At 61.5% G+C, this 22,505-nt stretch carries 21 protein-coding genes; 14 read left to right on the forward strand and 7 right to left on the reverse strand.

Annotated elements, in window-relative coordinates:
- Window positions 1-70 precede the first annotated feature (70 nt).
- Window positions 71-937, reverse strand: coding sequence for an endonuclease/exonuclease/phosphatase family protein (locus RlegSU303_RS22335; protein WP_017962572.1), 867 nt, complete (start codon window positions 935-937; stop codon window positions 71-73).
- Window positions 938-1,021: 84 nt separating this feature from the next.
- Between RlegSU303_RS22335 and obgE the strand changes: the two genes are divergently transcribed.
- The 7 genes from obgE to modC all read left to right on the forward strand — a co-directional run bounded on the left by obgE (window position 1,022) and on the right by modC (window position 8,478).
- Entirely contained in the window at window positions 1,022-2,110 is a 1,089-nt protein-coding gene (obgE, locus tag RlegSU303_RS22340; protein ID WP_017962573.1) for a GTPase ObgE, read from the forward strand.
- Window positions 2,097-3,266, forward strand: a complete 1,170-nt coding sequence (gene proB, locus RlegSU303_RS22345) for a glutamate 5-kinase (protein WP_017962574.1) — start codon at window positions 2,097-2,099, stop codon at window positions 3,264-3,266. The genes obgE and proB overlap by 14 nt, the downstream gene beginning before the upstream one ends.
- Window positions 3,259-4,542 (forward strand): glutamate-5-semialdehyde dehydrogenase, encoded by a 1,284-nt coding sequence (locus RlegSU303_RS22350; RefSeq protein ID WP_168279313.1) that lies wholly within the window; start codon window positions 3,259-3,261, stop codon window positions 4,540-4,542. Before proB ends, RlegSU303_RS22350 begins: the two co-directional genes overlap by 8 nt.
- A complete protein-coding gene (locus tag RlegSU303_RS22355) occupies window positions 4,517-5,179 on the forward strand; it encodes a nicotinate-nucleotide adenylyltransferase (protein WP_168279315.1) in 663 nt (220 codons plus the stop codon). The genes RlegSU303_RS22350 and RlegSU303_RS22355 overlap by 26 nt, the downstream gene beginning before the upstream one ends.
- Window positions 5,180-5,677: 498 nt before the next feature.
- Window positions 5,678-6,469: a molybdate ABC transporter substrate-binding protein gene (modA, locus tag RlegSU303_RS22360; RefSeq protein ID WP_168279327.1), complete on the forward strand. Its 792-nt coding sequence runs from the start codon at window positions 5,678-5,680 to the stop codon at window positions 6,467-6,469.
- Between the two features lie 243 nt (window positions 6,470-6,712).
- Window positions 6,713-7,414 carry a molybdate ABC transporter permease subunit gene (gene modB, locus RlegSU303_RS22365; RefSeq protein WP_131708705.1) on the forward strand — a complete coding sequence of 234 codons (702 nt, stop codon included), beginning with the start codon at window positions 6,713-6,715 and terminating at the stop codon, window positions 7,412-7,414.
- The gene (gene modC, locus RlegSU303_RS22370) at window positions 7,411-8,478 is read left to right on the forward strand and encodes a molybdenum ABC transporter ATP-binding protein (protein ID WP_131708600.1); all 1,068 of its coding nucleotides are present in this window, start codon (window positions 7,411-7,413) and stop codon (window positions 8,476-8,478) included. The genes modB and modC overlap by 4 nt, the downstream gene beginning before the upstream one ends.
- 3 nt (window positions 8,479-8,481) lie before the next feature.
- Here the strand turns inward: modC and RlegSU303_RS22375 are convergent, their stop codons facing one another.
- Entirely contained in the window at window positions 8,482-8,856 is a 375-nt protein-coding gene (locus RlegSU303_RS22375; protein ID WP_131708599.1) for a winged helix-turn-helix domain-containing protein, read from the reverse strand.
- A 210-nt stretch (window positions 8,857-9,066) separates the two neighbouring features.
- Between RlegSU303_RS22375 and rsfS the strand changes: the two genes are divergently transcribed.
- From rsfS to RlegSU303_RS22405, 6 genes are all read left to right on the forward strand, one after another.
- On the forward strand, window positions 9,067-9,510 hold the full coding sequence (rsfS, locus tag RlegSU303_RS22380) for a ribosome silencing factor (RefSeq protein WP_032984631.1): 444 nt from the start codon (window positions 9,067-9,069) through the stop codon (window positions 9,508-9,510).
- A 118-nt stretch (window positions 9,511-9,628) separates the two neighbouring features.
- Window positions 9,629-10,111: a 23S rRNA (pseudouridine(1915)-N(3))-methyltransferase RlmH gene (gene rlmH / locus RlegSU303_RS22385; RefSeq protein WP_131708598.1), complete on the forward strand. Its 483-nt coding sequence runs from the start codon at window positions 9,629-9,631 to the stop codon at window positions 10,109-10,111.
- Between the two features lie 172 nt (window positions 10,112-10,283).
- A complete protein-coding gene (locus RlegSU303_RS22390; RefSeq protein WP_131708597.1) occupies window positions 10,284-11,681 on the forward strand; it encodes a murein hydrolase activator EnvC family protein in 1,398 nt (465 codons plus the stop codon).
- Complete coding sequence (locus RlegSU303_RS22395; protein ID WP_065281649.1) at window positions 11,671-12,993, forward strand: S41 family peptidase; 1,323 nt, start codon at window positions 11,671-11,673, stop codon at window positions 12,991-12,993. The genes RlegSU303_RS22390 and RlegSU303_RS22395 overlap by 11 nt, the downstream gene beginning before the upstream one ends.
- A gap of 76 nt (window positions 12,994-13,069) precedes the next feature.
- Window positions 13,070-14,266, forward strand: a complete 1,197-nt coding sequence (locus RlegSU303_RS22400; RefSeq protein ID WP_131645103.1) for a divergent polysaccharide deacetylase family protein — start codon at window positions 13,070-13,072, stop codon at window positions 14,264-14,266.
- Between the two features lie 37 nt (window positions 14,267-14,303).
- Window positions 14,304-14,837, forward strand: a complete 534-nt coding sequence (locus RlegSU303_RS22405; protein ID WP_131645104.1) for an RNA pyrophosphohydrolase — start codon at window positions 14,304-14,306, stop codon at window positions 14,835-14,837.
- A 165-nt stretch (window positions 14,838-15,002) separates the two neighbouring features.
- Here the strand turns inward: RlegSU303_RS22405 and bfr are convergent, their stop codons facing one another.
- The 5 genes from bfr to RlegSU303_RS22430 all read right to left on the reverse strand — a co-directional run bounded on the left by bfr (window position 15,003) and on the right by RlegSU303_RS22430 (window position 21,836).
- Entirely contained in the window at window positions 15,003-15,488 is a 486-nt protein-coding gene (gene bfr, locus RlegSU303_RS22410) for a bacterioferritin (RefSeq protein ID WP_003543950.1), read from the reverse strand.
- Window positions 15,454-15,852 (reverse strand): (2Fe-2S)-binding protein, encoded by a 399-nt coding sequence (locus RlegSU303_RS22415; RefSeq protein WP_017962586.1) that lies wholly within the window; start codon window positions 15,850-15,852, stop codon window positions 15,454-15,456. Before RlegSU303_RS22415 ends, bfr begins: the two co-directional genes overlap by 35 nt.
- A 122-nt stretch (window positions 15,853-15,974) precedes the next feature.
- A complete protein-coding gene (locus tag RlegSU303_RS22420) occupies window positions 15,975-19,439 on the reverse strand; it encodes an error-prone DNA polymerase (protein WP_168279317.1) in 3,465 nt (1,154 codons plus the stop codon).
- The gene (locus RlegSU303_RS22425) at window positions 19,436-20,851 is read right to left on the reverse strand and encodes a Y-family DNA polymerase (RefSeq protein WP_231283832.1); all 1,416 of its coding nucleotides are present in this window, start codon (window positions 20,849-20,851) and stop codon (window positions 19,436-19,438) included. Before RlegSU303_RS22425 ends, RlegSU303_RS22420 begins: the two co-directional genes overlap by 4 nt.
- Before the next feature lie 40 nt (window positions 20,852-20,891).
- A complete protein-coding gene (locus RlegSU303_RS22430; RefSeq protein ID WP_231283325.1) occupies window positions 20,892-21,836 on the reverse strand; it encodes an ImuA family protein in 945 nt (314 codons plus the stop codon).
- 161 nt (window positions 21,837-21,997) lie between these two features.
- Here RlegSU303_RS22430 and RlegSU303_RS22435 point away from each other — a divergent pair, with 161 nt between their 5' ends.
- Window positions 21,998-22,435 carry a metallopeptidase family protein gene (locus RlegSU303_RS22435; protein WP_131628227.1) on the forward strand — a complete coding sequence of 146 codons (438 nt, stop codon included), beginning with the start codon at window positions 21,998-22,000 and terminating at the stop codon, window positions 22,433-22,435.
- Window positions 22,436-22,505 lie beyond the last annotated feature (70 nt).

The following is a 22,505-nucleotide window of genomic DNA, read 5'->3' on the forward strand; positions in this document are numbered from 1 at the left end:
TATGCGGTTTTCGGACAACATCATGCTCCAGGACTAGAAAGGAGACGTCGCCGCACCGGCGGCGTCTCCATCAATCGCCGATCTCGACCCATACGGGGAAATGATCGGAACCGACGGATTGCGTATCGATCCGGGCGGATTCCAACCGGCTCTGCAGGCCGCAACTGACGAAGCAATAATCGAGATGCATGCGTTTGCCGCGATCTTCAGGATCCATCCAGCTATAGCTCCCCGGAGAGTAAGCCTCCAGCGCCGCAAAGGCGTCGACCGGCGTGCCAATCCTCGCCACGCGGCCGTAATATCCGCCGGCAGCACCGGCAAGCGCGCAATATTCCGGCGATTCCGGCTCCATGTTGAAATCACCCATGATGACATAATCCTCTGGCAGCGGCGGCTCCGGCAGATCGAATTCACCACCCCCCGTCAGCGACCCACCCTCCTGGACGAAGGCATTGATATGCGCGTTCAAGAATTCCAATTGGCGGATGCGCTCGTCGGCAGAGACATGGTCGAGATGGACAGAGTAGACGCGGATCGCACCGCCGGGTGCATCGATCACCGCCTCGGTCGCGCCGCGCTGGAGGTTGATCTTGCCGATCGTCCGGCTGCGCGGCAGAAGCAGCGTCCGGGTCGAGACGATCGGCCAGCGCGACAGCACCATGTTGCCAAACTGGAATCGCGTGCCGCGCGCCGGCTGCAGCCCGCCTTCGGCCGCCTTGACATGCATGTCGCAGGCCGGCCCATACACCCAGAAATAGTCGGGAAAGAAGGCTGCAACATCGGCCGCCATGTCGGCGAAACCGTTGCGGGAGAATCCGCGAGTGACCTCCTGCAGCGCGATGACATCGGCACCCTCGAGGCTGCGGGCAATGCGCGCCAGATCGTATCTGCCGTCGAGACCGAAGCCGTACTGTATGTTATAGCTCGCAAAATTCACGATAATCTTTGACCTCCGTCGGAACCGCCTATATCGAATGGGCCAAGACGGGCCGTCCAACTGCCACTGAATATTGGAAGTAAAATGAAATTTCTCGACGAAGCAAAGGTCTATATCAAGTCCGGGGACGGCGGCGGCGGCAGCGTTTCCTTCCGACGCGAGAAATTCATCGAGTTCGGCGGCCCGGATGGCGGCGACGGCGGACGCGGCGGCGACGTCTGGGTTGAGACCGTCAACGGCCTCAACACGCTGATCGATTTCCGCTTTCAGCAGCATTTCAAGGCGACGATCGGCACCCATGGCATGGGCAGGAACCGCACCGGCGCCAACGGCAGCGACGTGACGCTGAAGGTCCCGGTCGGCACCCAGATCTTCGAGGAAGACCAGGAAACGCTGATCTGCGACCTGACCGTCGAAGGCCAGCGCTACTGTCTCGCCCATGGCGGCAATGGCGGCTTCGGCAACGCCCATTTCAAAACCTCGACCAATCAGGCGCCGGATTGGGCCAATCCCGGTCTGCCCGGCGAGGAAAAGACCATCTGGCTACGCCTGAAGCTGATTGCCGATGCCGGCCTCGTCGGCATGCCGAATGCCGGCAAGTCGACCTTCCTGGCATCAGTCACCCGGGCCCGGCCGAAAATCGCCAACTATCCCTTCACCACACTGCATCCTAATCTCGGCGTCGCCACCATCGACGAGCGCGAATTCATCCTGGCCGACATTCCGGGCCTCATCGAAGGCGCCCATGAAGGTGTCGGCATCGGCGACCGTTTCCTCGGCCATGTCGAGCGCACCCGCGTGCTGCTCCACCTCATCTCCGCCCAGGAGGAAAAGGTAGGCAAGGCGTATAAGACGGTCAAGCACGAGCTCGAAGCCTATGGAAACGATCTGGCCGACAAGGCGGAGATCGTGGCACTGTCGCAGATCGACGTGCTCGATGATGCCGAACTGAAGAAGAAGACCAAGGAATTGGCCAAGGCCTGCGGCAAGACGCCGTTCCAGATTTCGGCCGTCACCGGCAAGGGCATGACCGAAGTGCTGCGTGCACTCCGCGACATCATCGTCGAAGCCAATACGGAGGAGAAGCCGGCCAAGGTGCCGAAGCTGCGCCATCGCGACATGGTCGTCACCGATGAGGACAAGGGTGGGGACGAGGACGATGACCAGCCGTAAGCCGCTTGGCCGCTACCGCCGCATCGTCATCAAGATCGGATCCGCGCTTCTGGTCGACCGCAAGGCCGGGCTGAAGAAGGCCTGGCTCGACGCCATGTGCGCCGATATCTCAGGCTTGAAGGCCAAGGGCATCGACGTGCTCGTCGTTTCCTCGGGCGCAATCGCGCTCGGCCGCTCGGTGCTCGACCTGCCCTCGGGCGCGCTGAAGCTGGAGGAAAGCCAGGCGGCGGCTGCCGTCGGCCAGATTGCGCTGGCGCGCGCCTGGTCGGAAAGCCTGTCACGCGACGAGATTGTCGCCGGCCAGATCCTGCTGACGCTCGGCGATACCGAAGAGCGCCGCCGATATCTCAATGCCCGCGCCACCATCAATCAGCTTTTGAAGATCGGCGCCGTGCCGATCATCAATGAAAACGACACGGTTGCCACCAGCGAGATCCGCTATGGCGACAACGACCGGCTAGCCGCCCGCGTCGCGACGATGACCGGCGCCGATCTGCTCATTCTTCTCTCCGATATCGACGGTCTCTACACCGCGCCGCCCCATCTCGATCCGAACGCAACGTTCCTCGAGACAATTGCTGAAATCACCCCGGAGATCGAGGCAATGGCCGGGGGTGCTGCCTCCGAGTTTTCGCGTGGCGGCATGCGCACCAAGATCGATGCCGGCAAGATTGCGACGGCATCAGGCTGCGCCATGATCATCGCCTCCGGCAAGACCGACAACCCACTGTCGGCAATCGAAAACGGCGCGCGTTCCTCCTGGTTCGCGCCGTCGGGCACACCCGTTACCGCCCGCAAGACCTGGATTGCCGGGCAGCTGCAGCCGGCCGGCGAACTGCATGTCGACGACGGCGCCGTCGTTGCCCTCGGGGCCGGCAAGAGTCTGCTTCCCGCCGGCGTTCGCAGCGTTTCCGGCCTCTTCAGCCGCGGCGATACGGTGGCGATCATCGGCCCGGCCGGCCGCGAGATTGCCCGCGGCCTGGTAAGCTACGATGCCGACGACGCCCGCCGGATTGCCGGCCGCAAGTCGGCGGAGATCGAGGCCATCCTCGGTTATGCCGGGCGCGCCGCCATGATCCATCGCGACGACATGGTGATGACCGCGCAGACCGGTTCGAAATCGGAAAGGCAGAAGAAGGACGCGAGCTATGCTTGATACCGTTGCGCCAGGCCCTGACATTGACGTGCTGATGAACGACATCGGCCGCAAGGCAAAGGCTGCGGCACGACCGCTGGGCTTTGCGTCCACCGAGGCGAAGAACAGCGCGTTGAACGCCATGGCCGATGCGATCCTGGGCAACAAGGCGCATATTCTTGCCGAGAACGCCAAGGACCTGAAGGATATCGAAGGCACCGAGACGCTCGCTTCCTTCGTCGACCGGCTGACACTGAACGACAAGCGCGTCGCCGAAATGGCCGAGGGAATCCGCGCCATCGCTGCCCTTGCCGATCCGGTCGGCGAAGTCATCGCTGCCTGGGACCGGCCGAACGGGCTGAAAATCGAGCGCGTCCGCACGCCGCTCGGCGTCATCGGCGTGATCTTCGAAAGCCGACCGAACGTTACCGCGGATGCCGGCGCCCTCTGCCTCAAGGCGGGCAATGCCGTTATCCTGCGTTGCGGCTCGGATTCGCGCCGTTCATCGCAGGCTATCCATGCCTGCTTGGTCGAGGGCCTGAAGGCGGCGGGACTTCCAGAGCATGCTATCCAGCTCGTGCCGGTCACCGACCGCGCCGCAGTCGGCGCCATGCTGCGGGGCTTGGACGGGACGATCGACGTCATCGTGCCGCGCGGCGGCAAGAGCCTGGTTGCCCGCGTGCAGAGCGAGGCTCGCGTGCCGGTTTTTGCCCATCTCGAAGGCCTTTGCCACATTTATGTCGACGCTTCGGCCGATATCGAAATGGCCAAGAAGATCATCGTCAACGCCAAGATGCGCCGCACCGGCATCTGCGGGGCGGCCGAAACCCTGCTCGTCGATGGCGCCGCGATCGGCACGCATCTTACGCCGCTGCTTGAGGTTCTGACGGAGGCCGGCTGCGAGATCCGCGCTTCGGCAACGGTGCTGAAGGTCGCACCCGGCATGAAGCCCGCGACCGAAGAGGACTGGTCGACCGAATATCTCGACGCGATCATTTCCGTTGCCGTCGTCGACGGCATATCGGGCGCCATCGCCCACATTCAGACATATTCCTCCAACCACACCGAGGCGGTTATCGCCGAGGACCCCGCCGTCGTCGCGCGTTTCTTCACCGAAGTCGATTCAGCGATCCTCCTGCACAATGCCTCGACGCAGTTTGCCGATGGCGGCGAGTTCGGCATGGGTGCGGAAATCGGTATCGCCACCGGCAAGATGCATGCCCGTGGCCCCGTCGGCGTCGAACAGCTCACTTCTTTCAAATATCGGGTGCATGGTGCCGGACAGACGCGGCCCTGACGTGACGACCGAGAATGTGGACGGGCACTATCTCCGCATGCCGCACAGCGAGCGCGGCATGGTCGTCGGTCTGTTCGGCGGTTCGTTCAATCCGCCGCATCAGGGCCATGCGCTCGTCGCCGAAATCGCCATCAAGCGGCTCGGCCTCGACCAGCTCTGGTGGATGGTCACCCCGGGCAATCCGCTGAAGAGCCGCAACCAGCTCGCTCCGCTTGCCGAGCGCATTGCCGAAAGCGAGCGTGTTGCCGCCGACCCTCGCGTCAAGGTCACCGCCTTCGAACAGACGCTCGGCACCAGCTACACCGCCAACACGCTTGCCCGCGTCAAGGCGCGCAATCCGCATGTGCATTTCATCTGGATCATGGGCGCAGACAGCCTGCAGTCCTTTCACAAATGGCAGAAATGGCAGGAGATTGCCCGCACCTTCCCGATCGCGGTGATCGACCGGCCGGGCGCGACGCTGTCCTTCCTCTCCTCGAAAATGGCAAGGACCTTCGATTTCGCCCGTGTCGACGAGGATGATGCCCGTGTTCTCTGGAAGAAGCGTGCGCCGGCCTGGACCTTCATCCACGGACCGCGCTCCGGCCTAAGCTCGACGGCAATCCGCAACGGCTCGTCGCACAGCGACGCCGAATAGCCTAATTTTCAGAAAATCCGGAAAACGAGAAAGCCCGACGGGGGAGGAGATCCGTCGGGCTTATAAACTCGATCGACAACTGGGAGGAGGAGTGCTGTCGATCCTATCGAACGGCTATGGGAGGAGGAGAAGCCGTTTCGATGAGTGTGTTGTAGCATATTTCGCAGGAAGATGAATATCGATTGTTGCATTGCAGCAATGCATTGCGTGCAATCCTGCGCAGTCTTGTGGCTTTGGTATTGCCGTTTTTCTTAGCAGAAATCGACGGTGCATGGCCTGCCGCCGGGAGTCCTTGCGGTCTGCCAACCTGTCGCTCGGGTATTTCCACCCTGTGGATCTCACGCTGCGGTTCAAGCCATGCACTTCAACAAAGCGTCACTATGGGGTCGTTGCGGAGATCGCGATCCAATATGGTTATATTTTCCTGGATATATCCCTAGCCAAGACGCTTCACCCGTTATATTCGTCGCAATATCTCGTACTCCGGGGAATTGAATGATGCAAAAGCGCCGCCGATGGATGAAACTGGCCACCGCCGCGATCGCAGCCCTCTGGCTTGGCGCAGTAGCGCTTCCGGCGCCTGCCGCCGCAACCGAAAAACTTACCGTCTTTGCGGCGGCGAGCCTCAAGGATGCGCTCGACACCGCCAATGCCGCCTGGGCGAAGGAAAGCGGCAAGGACGCCGTCGTATCCTATGCGGCAAGCGGCGCGCTGGCCAAACAGATCGAAAACGCCGCACCCGCCGATATCTTCATCTCGGCCGACCTCGACTGGATGGATTACGTCGCCAAGAAGGACCTGATCAAGACCGATACCCGTTCCAACCTGCTCGGCAACCGCATCGTGCTCGTTGCCGAAAAGGACAAGGCAAAAGCGGTCGAGATCAAGCACGGCTTCGATCTCGCCGGGCTCCTCGGTGACGGCAGGCTTGCCATGGGTGAGCCGAAATCGGTTCCGGCCGGCAAATACGGCATGGCCGCGCTCGAAAAGCTCGGCGTCTGGAAATCGGTCGAAACCAAGGTCGCCGGCGCCGAAAGCGTGCGCGCCGCCCTGGCCCTCGTTTCGCGCGGCGAAGCGCCCTTTGGCATCGTCTATCAGACGGATGCCGCAGCCGATAAGGGTGTCACCATCGTCGGCACTTTCCCCGCCGATTCGCATCCGTCGATCGTCTATCCGATCGCGATCCTCGCCGAGAGCAAGAACCCGGATGCGTCAGCCTATCTCGACTTCCTGAAATCCGACAAGGCTGCAGCCCTCTTCACGGCGCAGGGTTTCACCACACTGAAATAATCGGGGGCCGAAATGATTGCGGATTTGCACGACGGTGCCTGACTTGAGGCTCACAAGGGTGCTTCAGTCTGCTGACGAAGACCGCTAACTACTCTATCGTCATGCGAGTTTTTGTCCCGAGCATCTGCAGCCCGTCAATTTTTGAATAGGGCAGCAGATCCTCGGACAGCCGAGTAAAGAGCGTGATTTGGCAACAAATGGCTTGCATGTGCGAGCCTTCATTTTGAGGAATAGAAGCGCTTGCTGGACGCTCTGGGCTTGAGCAATGAGGAATGGACGGCGATCCTGCTCAGCCTGCGCGTCTCGATCGTCGCCATGCTGGCAAGCCTGCCCTTCGGCATCCTCGTCGCCTTGTTGCTTGCCCGCGGCCGCTTCTGGGGCAAGCCGGTGCTGAACGGCGTCGTTCACCTGCCGCTGATCCTGCCCCCGGTGGTCACTGGTTTTCTTCTCCTCATCCTGTTTGGCCGCCGCGGTCCGATCGGCAGCCTGCTCGACCAGTATTTCGGCATCGTCTTGTCGTTCCGCTGGACGGGTGCTGCACTGGCCTGCGCCATCATGGCCTTTCCGCTGATGGTGCGCAGCATCCGCCTGTCGATCGAGGCGGTCGACCGCAAGCTGGAAGAGGCGGCCGGAACGCTCGGCGCCGGCCCGGTCTGGGTCTTCCTGACGATCACCCTGCCGTTGACGCTGCCCGGCATCATGGCCGGCATGATCCTCTCTTTTGCCAAGGCGATGGGCGAATTCGGCGCGACGATCACCTTCGTCTCCAACATTCCCGGCGAAACCCAGACGCTGTCGGCGGCGATCTATACCTTCACCCAGGTGCCGGGCGGCGATGCCGGCGCGCTCCGCCTGACGCTCGTCGCCGTCGTTATTTCCATGGCCGCCCTGCTCGCCTCTGAATTCCTCGCCCGTCTCGCCGGCCGGAGGATCGACCTGGAATGACGCTGATCGTCGAGGCAAAACAGAGGCTCGGCGCCTTTTCGCTCGATGCCGCCTTCACCTCCGAGCGGGGCGTCACCGCGCTGTTCGGCCGTTCCGGCTCCGGCAAGACCTCGATGATCCGCATCATCGCCGGCCTTGCCCGCCCGGATGAAGGCCGCGTCGTCCTCGACGGCGAGGCCTTGACCGAAGTCGAAACCGGCATCTTCGTCCCGAAACATCGCCGCCGCTTCGGTTATGTCTTCCAGGAGGCGCGGCTTTTCCCGCATCTCAGCGTTCGCGCCAATCTGTTCTACGGCCGATGGTTTGCGGCGAGAACGGCGCGCGGCGAGAGCTTCGACCGCATCGTCGACCTGCTCGGCATCGAGACGCTGCTGGAGCGCAGCCCCGCGAAGCTTTCCGGCGGCGAGAAGCAACGCGTCGCCATCGGCCGCGCGCTTCTCTCCTCCCCCCGCCTGCTGTTGATGGACGAGCCGCTCGCCGCCCTCGATGATGCGCGCAAGGCCGAGATCCTGCCTTATCTAGAACGAATGCGCGACGAAACCGACATCCCGATCGTCTATGTCAGCCACTCGATCGCCGAGGTGGCGCGGCTGGCAAACCAGGTCGTCGTCATGCGTGACGGCAAGGTGGAAGCGACAGGCTCCGCTATCGACATATTGAGCCGCCCTTCCACCGCCGCCGACCGGCGCGAGGCAGGCGCACTGCTGGAAGGCACGGTGGAAAGCTTCGATGCGCGGCACCATCTATCGACGGTCGCGCTGAAATCCTGTCGGCTCCATATTCCGGGTGCGGCCCTTGCGCCCGGCAAATCGGTCCGCATCCGCATCCCCTCCCGCGATGTCATGCTGGCGACCGCAAGGCCCGAGGGGCTCAGCGCACTGAATATCCTGGAAGCAAGAATAGACGGAATGTCGTCGGCCGAGGACGGAACGGTGGAAATCCGGCTCGATTGCGGCGGCGATATCATTCTTTCCCGGATCACGACACTGTCCTGCGAGCGTCTGGATCTTCGACCGGGAAGGGCGGTCTTCGCCATCATCAAGACAGTTGCCCTGGAGGCCTGATCATCAGCGCTCGCCCTGCTGCAGGTTGCGCTTGGCCTCGAGCCAGGCGAGATCTTCGGCAAGGCTCGTGCGCATCGTCCTTTCCATCCGGCGGAAACGCCCGAGCAATTCCTCGCCGAACGGCGTCAGCGCCGCGCCGCCGCCCTTCTGCCCGCCGCGCTGCGATTCCACCACCTGTTCGTTAAACATCCGGTTCATCTCGCTGACCAGCAACCATGCCCGCCGATAGGACATGTCCATCGCCCGCCCGGCAGCCGAGATCGATCCGGTCTGGCGGATATGCTCCAGCAGCTCCATCTTGCCGTGGCCAAGACGATCCTCGTCCGGGAAGCTGATTCGCAGGACGGGCACGAGTGTTTTTGCGGCTGAGTCGGTCATTGAATCTGGAGATCGTGGAATTTGCCGCACTTTACGCTGCGGCAGGGAAACTGTACACCGCCCGCACGAGGCCGCCCCGAGCAGCCAAATACTTCAATTCGAACGGCAGATCGGATTTTCGACCGTTCTGTACCTTAGCATGTCTTGAAACATTAATGGTTTGATGCCTATCTTAACCATGATCCGGTCGCGATCGGATCTGTGTTGTGCATAGTTTGTCATTCCAGGAAAGGGAAAGCACTGACAACAGTACACGCCAAGGGAAAAACGCTCGCCGTTATCCCGAAGAGTGCGGAACGTGGCGCCGATGCCGCCGCCCGTGCCCTAGAAACCGTCCTCGCCAGCCTCGAGGACTCCAAAGCTGAAGATATCGTCACCATCGACATTGCCGGAAAATCGGCCCTGGGAGACTACATGATCGTCGTCTCCGGCCGCTCGAACAGGCATGTCATGGCGATCTCGGATCACCTGCTTACCGACCTTAAGGACGACGGCCTCGGTACGGCCCGCGTCGAAGGTCAGGAAGGCGGCGATTGGGTCCTGATCGACACCGGTGACATTATCGTGCATGTGTTCCGTCCCGAAATCCGCGAGTTCTACAACATCGAAAAGATGTGGGCGGCTCCGGATATGGATGAAGAAACACGGCACTGACAGGCGAGCCGGCATTCTGTCCGGCGCCTGAGACGTGGCATTGGCTGGCCGGCAAACATCATAAGCCGGCCGGTGGCGCAGTGCGCGCCCGATGTGCCGCATGGGCGGAGGCGGATGAATGCGAATAGGTCTTTTTGCGGTGGGACGGCTGAAGTCCGGCCCGGAAAAGGATCTTGCCGCCCGTTATTTCGACCGTTTCGCCAAGGCCGGGCCTGCCGTCGGCCTCGAATTGACCCGCGTTGCCGAAGTTGCCGAAAGCCGGGCCTCCAATGCGGAGACCCGCAAGCGTGAAGAGGCGGCGTTGCTTCTGAAATCGCTTGCCGATGGCAGCATCCTCATTCTTCTCGATGAACGCGGCAAGGCGCTCGACAGCGAAGCCTTCGCAAACCTGCTCGGCTCCTATCGCGACCAGGGCAAACGCGAGCTGACCATCGCGATCGGTGGCGCCGACGGCCTCGATCCCTCGCTTTACGACCGTGCCGACGCCACGCTGTGCCTGGGCAAGATGACCTGGCCGCACCAGCTCGTGCGCACGCTGATCGCCGAGCAGCTTTATCGTGCCGTCACCATCCTCTCCGGCCACCCCTATCACCGCGTCTGAGGCCGCGTCGGCCTGATGCGTCGGCAATCGCAATGTCACGCAGCCGTGTTTTGCTAGGCAGCCCGTTCTCCTGCAAACTTTCTGGCAAAGCTTACCAAATCAGCTTAGTCTCCGCGCGATTTGAGAAAGTGCCCCAACACGCATGACGAGAGCATCCACCAGGCGACACCGCATGATCCTGCCGGCTATCGCGGCTGGCGTCGGTGTGGCGGTGATTGTCATGTCGGCAAACCCGTTCATCGTCCGGGCGCAGGATGCCGCGCCCGAGGCGGCACAATCCGCACCGCAGCCGGCAGCCGGGCCGCCGCCCGATCCGGCAGCCGAACTTGCCGCCAAGCGTGACCAGACCCGTGCCGAACTCGAAACCCTGTCGAAAACGATCAGCCTCTCCACCGACAAGGTGAGCGCGCTTCAGCAGAGCATCGCCGATCTCGAAAAGAGCACGGAAAGCATCCGCCAGGCACTCATCGATTCCGCTGCCCGCCGCAAGGCGCTCGAAAAGCAGATCCTCGAAAGCGAGAAGAAGCTTGCCGATCTCGGCGTCAAGGAGGACGGCATCCGCCGTTCCCTGCATCAGCGCCGCGGCCTGCTGGCCGAGGTGCTGGCAGCGCTCCAGCGCATGGGCCGCAATCCGCCGCCCGCTTTGCTCGTCACCCCCGATGACGCGCTTGGCTCCGTGCGCAGCGCCATTCTGCTCGGCGCCGTCGTGCCCGGCATCCGCAAGGAGACCGACAAGCTTGCCGCAGACCTCGCAAGCCTCGCCGCATTGCAGACCGCAAGTGCTGCCGAGAAGATTTCGCTGACCGCGACGATGACTGATGGCATCGAGGAAGAGCGGCGCATGGACCTGCTGCTTGCCGAAAACGACAAGCTCAGCCGCAGCAACGCCGCCGAACTCGAGGCCGAAAGGAAACGCTCCGAGGAGCTGGCGGGCAAGGCGACGAGCCTTGAAGGCCTGGTCGACTCGATGGAATCCGAGATCGCTTCGGTGCGGGATGCCGCCGCTGCCGCCCGTCAGGCCGAGGAGAACCGCAAGCTGCTGACGGACGAGCAGCGCGCCCAGGCCAAGGCGCTCGCCGACAGCGGCGTGCCCGATAAAAACCGCATTGCGCCCGCATATCCCTTCGGAGAATTGAAGGCGAAATTGGAGGTGCCCGTTACGGGCGATATCCTGCGCCAGTTCGGCGATGCCGACGGCACCGGGCACGAAGCCATGGGAATGACGGTCGCCACCAATCCAGAGACGGTGGTGACGGCGCCGGCGGATAGTCTGGTGGTTTTCGCCGGCGCATTCCGCAGTTACGGCCAGATGATCATCCTCGACGCGGGCGATGGATACCATCTGGTTCTCTCGGGAATGGATACGATCAATACCCGTCAGGGAAAATTCGTTTTCTCCGGCGAGCCGCTTGCCGTGATGGGCGCGAAAAGAGTGGCAAGCGCAACTGCATTGGCGCTGGAAACGAACCGGCCAACGCTTTACATTGAATTTCGAAAGGACGGTAAACCGGTCGATTCCCGGCCGTGGTGGACCGCCAAAGACACTGGAAAGGCACGCAATGATTCGTAGGGCTTCTCTTGTTCTGGTCGGCGCATTGATGGGTGCGACCGCAATGAGCGTCATTTACTCGGCGGGTGTGCCGGCAGAAGCGGCCGGATCCTCGACCTACAAGGAACTTTCGGTTTTCGGAGATGTCTTCGAGCGTGTGCGTGCGCAATATGTGACGCCGCCTGCGGAAGACAAGCTGATCGAGAACGCCATCAACGGCATGCTCTCCTCGCTTGACCCGCATTCGAGCTACATGAATGCGAAGGACGCCGAGGACATGCGCACCCAGACCAAGGGTGAGTTCGGCGGCCTCGGCATCGAAGTTACGATGGAAGACGAACTCGTCAAGGTCATCACCCCGATCGACGATACGCCTGCCGCCAAGGCCGGCGTTCTCGCCGGCGATTACATCTCCGAGATCGACGGCCAGTCTGTGCGCGGCCTGAAGCTGGAAGACGCCGTCGAGAAGATGCGCGGTGCCGTCAACACGCCGATCAAGCTGACGCTGATCCGCAAGGGTGCCGACAAGCCGATCGAGCTGACGATCGTCCGTGACGTCGTCGCCGTCCAGGCAGTCAAGTCGCGTGTCGAGGACGATGTCGGTTATCTCCGCATCATCTCCTTCACCGAGAAGACCTATCCCGACATGGAAAAGGCGATCAAGAAGATCAAGGACACCGTTCCCGCCGACAAGCTGAAGGGTTATGTTCTCGACCTGCGCCTCAATCCGGGCGGTCTGCTCGACCAGGCGATCAACGTCTCCGATGCCCTGCTGCAGCGCGGCGAAGTCGTTTCGACCCGCGGCCGCAATCCCGATGAAACCCGCCGCTTCAATGCCGGCCCGGGCGACCTGACGGATGGCAAGCCGGTGATCGTGCTGATCAACGGCGGTTCGGCTTCCGCATCGGAAATCGTCGCCGGCGCTCTTCAGGATCTGCGCCGTGCCACCGTTCTCGGCACGCGCTCCTTCGGCAAGGGCTCCGTCCAGACGATCATCCCGCTCGGCGAAAACGGCGCGTTGCGCCTGACCACGGCGCTCTACTACACGCCGTCGGGCCGCTCGATCCAGGGCACCGGCATTGCCCCCGACATCAAGGTCGAGGAGCCACTGCCGGAGGAACTGCAGGGCAAGATGGTGACCGAAGGCGAATCCAGCCTGCGCGGCCACATCAAGGGCCAGAGCGAGACGGACGAAGGTTCGGGCTCCGTTGCCTACGTCCCGCCGGACCCGAAGGACGACGTACAGCTGAACTACGCGCTCGACCTTCTGCGCGGCAAGAAGACCGATCCGGCCTTCCCGCCGAACCCGGACAAGGCCGTTGTCGCCAAGTAATCGATTACGTCAAGGCCGGGCACTCGCTCGGCCTTGACCCTTTCTGCTGTTTCCCGGTTTTGGAGCGGGCGAAAAATTGGGAACGGACCTCCATGCGCCTTTGGGCCGCAACCGCAAAACCGGCCGCCGGCGCCCAGGTGTCCTGCGCCTCGGTCGTATCGCCGCCAGTCTTTGCCTTTTCGCCATAGGCGGCTTTTCCCTCTATACGGCATTTCGCGGCGATGGGCTCGAACGCACCAAACCGCCGGCGGCCGAACAAGCCGCAACACCCCCTGCCAATACCCCCCAGCCGCCGACGGCCACCACGGGCCAAGCGGCGGACGTTATGCCCCGCGCCGACCCGCGCTCGGGCGCCAATGTCGAGCAGATGGTCACCGGTGACGGCTCGGTCGTCACCAAATACAGCCCTCGCCCGCGCGACGGCGGCGGGCCGGTGCTGGTCGACGCCATGCAGATCGGCCAGGATCCGCGCATGGCGGCCCAGCCCAATGAAGCACTGCTCGAAGAGACGCCTTTTGGCAGGCTGCCGATTATCGGCCCCGATGGCCGGCGGCCGATGGATCAATATGCGCGCCCCTCGTCCGGCGCGCGTGGCGTCCGCATCGCCATCGTCGTCAGCGGCCTCGGGCTCAGCCAGACGGGAACGCAGCGCGCCATCGCGGAATTGCCGGAAGAGATCACTTTCGCTTTTGCCGCAAGCGGCAACAGCCTGCAGCGCTGGATGCAGGAGGCCCGCCGCAGCGGTCACGAGATCCTTCTCCAGGTGCCGCTCGAACCCTTTGATTACCCGGCGAACGATCCAGGCCCCGAAACACTGCTGACCACGAAACCGGCCGCACGCAACATCGAGAACCTGCACAAGGCGATGGGCGAGATCACCAACTATACCGGCGTCATGAATTATCTCGGCGGCCGTTTCCTGTCTGATCCCGCCGCCATGGAGCCTGTCATGCGCGACATCGGCAAGCGCGGATTGCTGTTTCTCGACGACGGCACATCGGCGCAGTCGAAGACGGCGGCGATCGCCAAGGGAACCGAACTGCCCTATGCCTTCGCCGACCTGCAGCTCGACGGCCAGCTCGATATCAACGCCGTCCTGAAGAAGCTCGACGAGCTCGAGCGCATCGCCCGCAAGAACGGCCAGGCGATCGGCGTCGCCTCGGCTTTCGATGAGAGCGTTGACGCCATCGCCAAGTGGAGCGAGGAGGCCGCGATGCGCGGCATCGAGATCGTCGGCGTTGCCGCCCTTTCCAACGACCCCAAGAATCCTTGAGAGGATCCTTGAGAAGAATTCCAGAACGGAGAAGAAGATGAGCCAGGCGACCGTGAAAGCCGAGGATCTGCCCTACCGCCCCTGCGTCGGCGTGATGATCCTGAACCGCGATGGCCTCGTCTGGGCGGGGCGGCGCATCTCCGACGGCAATTCCGAATATGACGGCTCGCCACAGCTCTGGCAGATGCCGCAGGGAGGGATCGACAAGGGCGAGGATCCATTGGACGCCGCCTACCGCGAGCTTTACGAGGAGACCGGCATCAAGACGGTGACCCTGCTTGCAGAAGCGAGAGACTGGATCAACTACGATCTGCCGCCGGCACTGATCGGCATCGGGCTCAGGGGGAAATTCCGCGGCCAGACGCAGCGCTGGTTCGCCTTCCGCTTCGACGGCGACGACAGCGAGGTCGCCATCAATCCGCCACCTGGCGGCCACGAGCCGGAATTCGATGCCTGGGAATGGAAGCCGATGCGGCAACTGCCGGGGCTGATCGTCCCCTTCAAGCGCGCCGTCTACGACCAGGTTGTGGCCGAGTTCCAGCATCTAGCAGCACTACATTCGGAAGACTGATCGATACAGCATGATCGCGATTGATCAGTTCCATTTAATTTCAGCAGATGGAAATAAGGCGCACCGGTTTCAATCCGGTTTGATGCAGTCGATCGCGGTGGCTGGCAGCTGATAATTCGATAGGTAACACCGGCCGCCATAGGCGGCCGGCATCCCGTTCGAATATTATTCGGCTTCGTTGGCGGAATCGGCGTTGAGCTGGCCGTATTTGCTCTCGCCGATTTTCTCGAGCAGGTCGATCTGTGTTTCGAGGAAGTCGATATGACCTTCCTCGTCCGCCAGCAGCTCTTCGAAAAGTTTCATGGAAACGTAATCGCCGGCGTCATGACAGATATCGCGCGACTTTTTGTAGGCCGCGCGGGCGTCGTACTCGCCGGCAAGATCGGCTTCCAGAACTTCTTTGACGTTCTGGCCGATGCGCAGAGGTGCAAGGGTCTGCAGATTGGGATGGCCTTCGAGGAAAATGATGCGCGCAACGAGCCGGTCGGCATGGTGCATCTCTTCGATGGATTCGGCGCGCTCCTTCTTGGCGAGCTTGGTGTAACCCCAGTCCTCAAGAAGACGATAATGAACCCAGTATTGGTTGACCGCACCGAGTTCGAGGAACAACGCCTCGTTAAGCCGCTCGATGACCTTTTTGTCGCCTTTCAATGTCCGCTCTCCTGTTTTCCTCATGGAATTGTTTCAAGCGGGACATGAAATCAAATATTTCGGCCTCCGTCGAGTGGCGACGGGCGTGATATTCCTCGGTTGTCTGGATAATGAGGTCGACGACGTTGGGGAAACAGCCGCAGCAGCGGCCGCGTTTTTCCATAGCGTGGTAGACTTTCGCAGGCACGATAAGCTGCCAACAGTCTTCATCGAGAAGGTTGGTGATAACCTCCCGGATTTCTTTATCGGTTATGTAATTGCAGCTGCAGACAAGCACGTCTTCATTCCAAACATGACACTGACTATCGTGTTTTCTGCTAAAGAAGATGGTGGCTGTCAAGAAAAAATTCGAGCCCCGCATCATTGAATAGCGGTGTCCGGTGATGCCTTCATGCATATCGTCCGGGATTATGCAGCGGTTTCAGGGTGATGACGCCATAAGGCAATTGAAGCGCGCCGCATGGTCTTGATCGATGCGATGCATTTTTAATGAAAGTTGCGTCCGCGCGGCATCACCTGAGCGGTTTCCGCCGCGCCCGCATGGCGGCCCGAGGCAACCACCCGTTTTTCCAGCTCGGCCCTCTCCTGCGCATTTACAAGCTTTTTCTGCCGCTGATCGGCACCCGGCCTCAGCACCTCGTCTGCCCGCTCGCAGACGCCGAAACGCCGGGCCTCGCGTTGCAGGATACCGAGCGCCGGCGTCATGTCCTCGATATGCTCGACGACGGTATGGATCACCCCGCTCTGGCTTTGCAGCCTGCCGCGGATTTTCACCAGCCGGGCGCCCATCACGACCGAGCGGTATTTGTCGAACATTTTCGACCAGACAATCACATTGGCCACGCCGGTCTCGTCTTCCAGCGTCATGAAGATCACACCTTTGGCCGAACCCGGCCGCTGGCGCACCAGCACGAGGCCCGCGATCGTCACCCTCTTTCCGTTCGCGACCTTCAACAGATCGACATTGCGTGTCACACCGGCCTTGCGCAATTCCTCGCGCAGGAAGGACAGGGGGTGCGCCTTCAGCGACAAAGAGAGATAACGATAATCCTCGATGACCTGCTCTCCGGGCAGCATTTCCGGCAGCTTTGCCGCAGGCTCGATCTGGAGGTCGACATGACGGACCTGCTCGAAAAGCGGCAGCTCCTCGGCAGCACTCTTCACATCCAGCGCCCGCACCGCCCAGAGCGCGTCGCGTCGCGATAGTTTGAGGGATTGGAATGCATCCGCATCCGCCAATCGCTCGATGACGGATTTCTGCAGACCCGACCGTAGCCAGAGATCGCGGACCGAGCTGTAGCCTTCGCCTCGATTGCTGACGAGCCGTTCCATATCGTCTGTCGAAAGGCCCTTGATCTGCCGGAAACCCAGCCGCACCGCATGTCGGGTCTTGATGATCTCGCGCATCTTGTCATGCCGGAAATCGATGGCATTCCGATCGAAGGCAGCTTCCTCCAGACCGCAATCCCAGTTCGATTCATTGATATCGACCGGCAGGATTTTTACCCCGTGCTCGCGTGCATCCCGCACCAGTTGCGCCGGTGCATAAAACCCCATCGGCTGGGAATTCAGCATCGCCGCACAGAAAACGTCGGGATAATAGGCCTTGAGCCATGAGGAAGCATAGACGAGCAGCGCGAAGGAGGCGGCATGGCTTTCCGGGAAACCGTATTCGCCGAAGCCTTTGATCTGGTTGAAACACTGCTGCGCGAATTCCTGGGCATAGCCCTTTGAGACCATTCCTTCGATGAACCGCTTTTCGAAGTTACCGATCGTACCCGTTCTCTTGAATGTTGCCATCGCTCTGCGAAGCTTGTCGGCTTCCGCCGGCCTGAACCCTGCTGCGGTAATGGCGATCTGCATGGCCTGTTCCTGGAACAAGGGCACGCCGAGGGTTCTTTCCAGAACAGTTTCCAGCTCCTTGCTCGGATATTCGATCGGAATGTTCTTGGCCCGCTGCTCCCGGCGCTTCAGATAGGGATGCACCATGTCGCCCTGGATCGGACCCGGCCGCACGATCGCCACCTCGATGACGAGGTCGTAGAATCGCGTCGGCCGGAGACGCGGCAGCATGCTCATCTGCGCCCGGCTTTCGATCTGGAAGACCCCGAGCGTATCGGCCCGGCCCATCATCTCATAAACCGGCTTGCCCTCATCCCCATGCTCCTTGTTGCCGAGGTCTGCGAGCGTCTTCTTCACGTCGTAATGCAATTCAAGCAGCGAGAAGGCCTTCCGCAGGCAGGTCAGCATGCCGAGCGCCAGCACATCCACCTTGAGGATCTTGACATTATCGAGGTCGTCCTTGTCCCACTCGATCATGTAGCGATCCGGCATCGCCGTCTTCATGATCGGCACCACTTCGTCAAGCCGGTCCCGCGTGATGACGAAGCCGCCGACATGCTGGGTGAGGTGGCGCGGGAAGCCGAGGAGCTCGGAGGCATATTTCAGCACGTTCCGCGTCACCGGATCCTTGACGTCGAGGCCGGCCGCCTTGGCATCGCGTTCGGAAAGATTGTCCTCCGACCACCCCCAGACGAGACTGCTGATCGCCGACTGGACATCCTCCGACAGCCCGAAGGCCTTGGCGACCTCGCGGCCGGCCGAACGGGTGCGGTAGGTGGTCACCCCCGCCGTCAGTCCCGCATGTTCTCTTTTGTAGTTTTTGTAAATAAACTGGATGACCTCTTCACGCCGGTCATGCTCGAAATCGACATCGATATCCGGCGGTTCGTCGCGATCCATGGAAATGAAGCGGTCGAAGAGCAGTGTGCTCTTTTCGGGATCGACTTCCGTTATCTCGAGACAATAGCAGATGACCGAATTTGCCGCCGATCCGCGCCCCTGGCACAAGACCTTGAGTTCATAGCGGGCGTGCTGGATGATCCTGTGCACCGTCAGGAAATAGGAGGCATATTTCTTATCCCCAATGAGTTTCAGTTCATAATCGATCTGTTGCGCCACCTTGGGCGGGATACCCTCGGGATAGCGTCTTACCGCTCCCGCTCTCGTCAGCCTTTCGAGAGTCTCCTGCGGCGTTTCGCCGGGATCGTTTTCTGGCGGATAATTGTGCTCCAGTTCCTTCAGCGAAAAGGTCAAGCTGTCGAAAAATACCTGCGTATTCTCGACCGCACCAGAATAGTCCCGGAAGATCCGGGCCATTTCACGTGAATCCTTGAGGTAGCGTTCAGCATTCGGCGCCAGCAGGAAACCGGCTTGCGCTATCTGTACATGCTCCCGGATCGCGATCACGACATCCGAAAGCGGCCGGCGTTCGGGATGATGGTAAAGCGGTTGGTTGGTGGCAATCAGCGGCACACGGTTTCGGGCAGCAAGCATGGCAAGCACCGCAAAGACCTGCCTGTCGCGGCCGTCATAGGCTGGCGCCAGCGCCATAAAAAAAGCCTTGCGGAAGCGTCTGCGAAACCGTTCCAGGTAATCTTCCAGCGTCGACTGAGCCGCCTGATGATCGACAAGGGTGCGATCGGGAACGAGGGCAAGCATCATTTCGTCCCCCCATTCCATGAGTTCCGCTTCCGTCAGAATGCAGCTTCCCTTGACCGCTTCCTCCTTCAGATTGCCGGCGCTCAGAAGACGGCAGAGGTTTGCCCAGCCTCGCCGGTTTTGCGGATAGGCAAGGATATCAGGCGTTCCGTCGGAAAAGACGAGACGGGCGCCTGGTTGAACCCGGATAGGATCGAGGATGACCTCCATTTTTCCTTCCTTCTTCGCTTCGGCCAGAATCTCATCCCTGTTCTTGTATCTCTCCTCAAGTTGCTCCGCCTGCGCATGCGCCCGCACCACGCCAGCAACCGAATTCCGGTCCGCAATCCCGAGACCGCCGAGCCGGAGATGAGCGGCTTGCACGACCATCTCCTCGGGGCCAGAGGCGCCTTCAAGAAACGAGAAATTCGTCCTTGTGCCGATCTCAAAGAATGCGCGCGTGGTTGTCATGCGAACACGCCATGCATGAACCAGCGAGGGTCAAGCTCCTGACCATAAAAGCCCCGCCGATAGATCCAGAAGCGATGTCCGGTCTCATCCTCGATGCGGAAATAGTCACGCGCCTCGGCGTCATCCCCATCGATCCACCACTCCATGGCAATCCGCTCCGGCCCTTCGCTTCTTGCCACCTGATGCTGCATCCGCCGCCAGCGGAAGATCTGCGGCGGACCATCGGGCACTTCGGCAAATATGGTCTCGACGGGCTCCGGCGTTGCAAAGAGCCGCAGCGGGCGCTCTTCGCGGAAAGGAAGCTGGATGTCCTGCGCGGCCTTCCGCCTGGGAAGGCTCTCCATCACAGGAACCGTGATGACGGCGCGTTCCGGCACATGGCTCTCGCGGAGCTGAAAGCTTTGCAGGCAATCCGCACCAAGCCGGGCCGAGACCCGGTCGACGAAGGCCGAAAGCGAGATCTCTCCCTGACGGTCGCCCTCGAAATCACCCTGCGTCTCGTTGAAGGGATCGTGCTGCAACACATTCAACCGCAGGATCTCGAAGCCATAGCCGGCATCGAGATCGTCATAGACCGCCTGCAATCGCTCAGAAAAAAGCCCGGCGATGAACTTTGGTTCGCGAAGCGGCTGTGAAGCGCCGACGGAGATACGAAAGACCCTGCCGTCGACGCGGAACAGGACCAGTTCGAACACCCGCCCGCCAGCCCCCCGCGCCTCCAGCGACGGCTGCAGCGATAAGGCGATCTGCCTGGTGACGGCAAGGATCTGTTCTTCCGTCCCGATGGGCTCGATCAGCCGGCTTTCGGCCGAGAGGCTGGCAACAGGACGCCGGGGCGAGACCGGCTCCTCTTCACGTCCCAGCGCCTGGTCGAGACGCAGAAGCAGCTCCGGGCCGAACCGGCGGGTCAGCGGCGCCCGCGGCGCTTCGATGATGTCGCCGACATATTTCAGACCGAGTTTCTTCAGGGCATCGACAGTTTGTCCTTCCAGTCGCAAGGCTGCAACCGGCAAGGGCGCCAGCACATGTTCCGTCTCTTCGTCCTCGATCACGCCGCCCTGCCCGAAGCGGGACACGGCCCAGGAAAGGCCGGGCGCCGATGAAATTGCACCGCGCGCATCGAACCCCATATGACAAAGCCGCGACAGCACATCCCTGAGAAGCGCCTTTTCACCACCGAAGAGATGGGCGCAGCCGCTAATATCGAGAAACAGACCGTCCTTGCCGTCGAACGCCACCAGCGGCGTATAACCGTCGCACCAGTCGGCAATTGCCTCCAGCAACCGGCGGTCGGCCGCCGGATCCTCTTCCGCGACCTCGAGCATCGGATACATGGCGCGCGCTTCGGCAACGCCCAGCTCCTTCCTCAGCCCCAACCTCTCGGCCAGCTCGTCCAGTGCCGTCAGCCGCATGGCATTGTTGAGCTTGCCGGAACAGACGATAGGCGGCGTCTCAGGACGCCCTTTCGAACGCCAGGAGAGCCCCCATCGCCTGCGGGCGATGCGGTCCGTTGGCAGATGCGGGAAGCTGAGCGCCAGAATGCGCTGACTGTTCGCCTGGAGGACGAACGAGGTTTGGTTCGGCGACAGGGAGAAATTCGCGTTCATGGGGATTCCACTCCAGAAGAAAGGAGAGCGGGGCCGGATTGCGGCTCTTCTCCAGCGTCAGACGGAAAATTGGATTGCCGATGCTGCCGGAAAGTTTCGATCCATCCGGCAACGGCCGCAGAGCGGACGGGGCCGGTTCGACATGCAGACGCAAGGCCGCACTGCTTGCCTCCTCCGCCCCGGCCTGACGGACAAGAAAGAGCGGACGGCGGGCAGCATGCGCCCTGAGACTGAGCCTGCGGCTTTCGGTCAGACCGAAATGGGCAGGATTGCCCCGCACTTCGAAGATGATGGCCGAGAAGGCAGCGCTTTCCACCGCGGCCTCCGCCAGCCAGAGCGCCTCGTCCAGCTTGCGCGGCGCCGCATGGAGAAACCGCTCCGGGTTTAGGCCGAAATCCCGAAGCCCGGGAGCATAGGGACGACCGGCCTCCAGCGTGCCGACGGCATCGCCGATCCAGAGCAACGGCAGAAGGCGACCGGCATCCGCTTCCTGTTTTTGCAGCCGCGCGGCCACAGCCATCGCCAGCCCGCTTGCAGCACCGGCATCGCGAGACAGAGCGGAACGGAATTCGGTGATCGCATCGAGCGGCAGGCCGCCTTCCAGCGCCCCGTCGAGAAACTCCACCCCAAACGGCAGGGGCGGCAGCGTGCGCTCCTGGCGGGCCTTACGTCCTTCCGCCAGGGCTTCCCGTTCCGCTGCAGCAAGCGCCGGCGCGGGCCTTCCCTCCAGTCTGGCGATGGTTTCGCGGAGCGCAAAAAGCTGCTCGCGCGCCAGGGCGTGCTGCGCCATGGCGTTCTCCGATCCGTCTTGTTCCTGTTATGTTCTTATAGATTCCAGAGAGCTAATGAAGAGTCAACGTCCATTTTCTATGAAAATATTCCTGCCTTTGATTCCGCACTCGAAAATCGGCGATAAAGGTTCTATATGGGCCCGCAAAGGAAGGAATATTCATGGCCCGCGTAGACCAGAGCGATGATTGGCAAGACCGCCATGCACCGACGATCAGCACCTTCGAGTCGCTGGCCATGGAGGCCTACAGCCATCTGCCGGATGAATTCCGCCAACTGACGACCAACCTCACGATCGAGATCGAAGATTTTCCCGATGACGACGTTTTCGAGGACATGGCGCTGGAAACGCCTTTCGATCTGCTCGGCCTTTTCGAGGGCAGGGGCATTTCCGAACGTTTCACGGTGGAAACCGGCGAGATGCCGAACCGCATCCGCCTCTACCGCCGTCCCATTCTCGACTACTGGGCTGAGAACGACGAGACGCTCGGCGATATCATCACCCACGTCCTGATCCACGAGATCGGCCACCATTTCGGGCTGAGCGACGATGACATGGAGCGGATCGAGGCAAGCGCCGAGGAAGCCGCCGAACGATAGAGCGCCGCGCGTCCAAGGACGCGCTAAGGACGCTCTATCACTTTCAATCACGCATAATCCTTTCCGAAAA

This window comes from Rhizobium sp. SU303 (genome assembly GCF_021052345.1).
In the GTDB taxonomy this organism is placed as follows: Bacteria; Pseudomonadota; Alphaproteobacteria; order Rhizobiales; family Rhizobiaceae; genus Rhizobium; species Rhizobium laguerreae.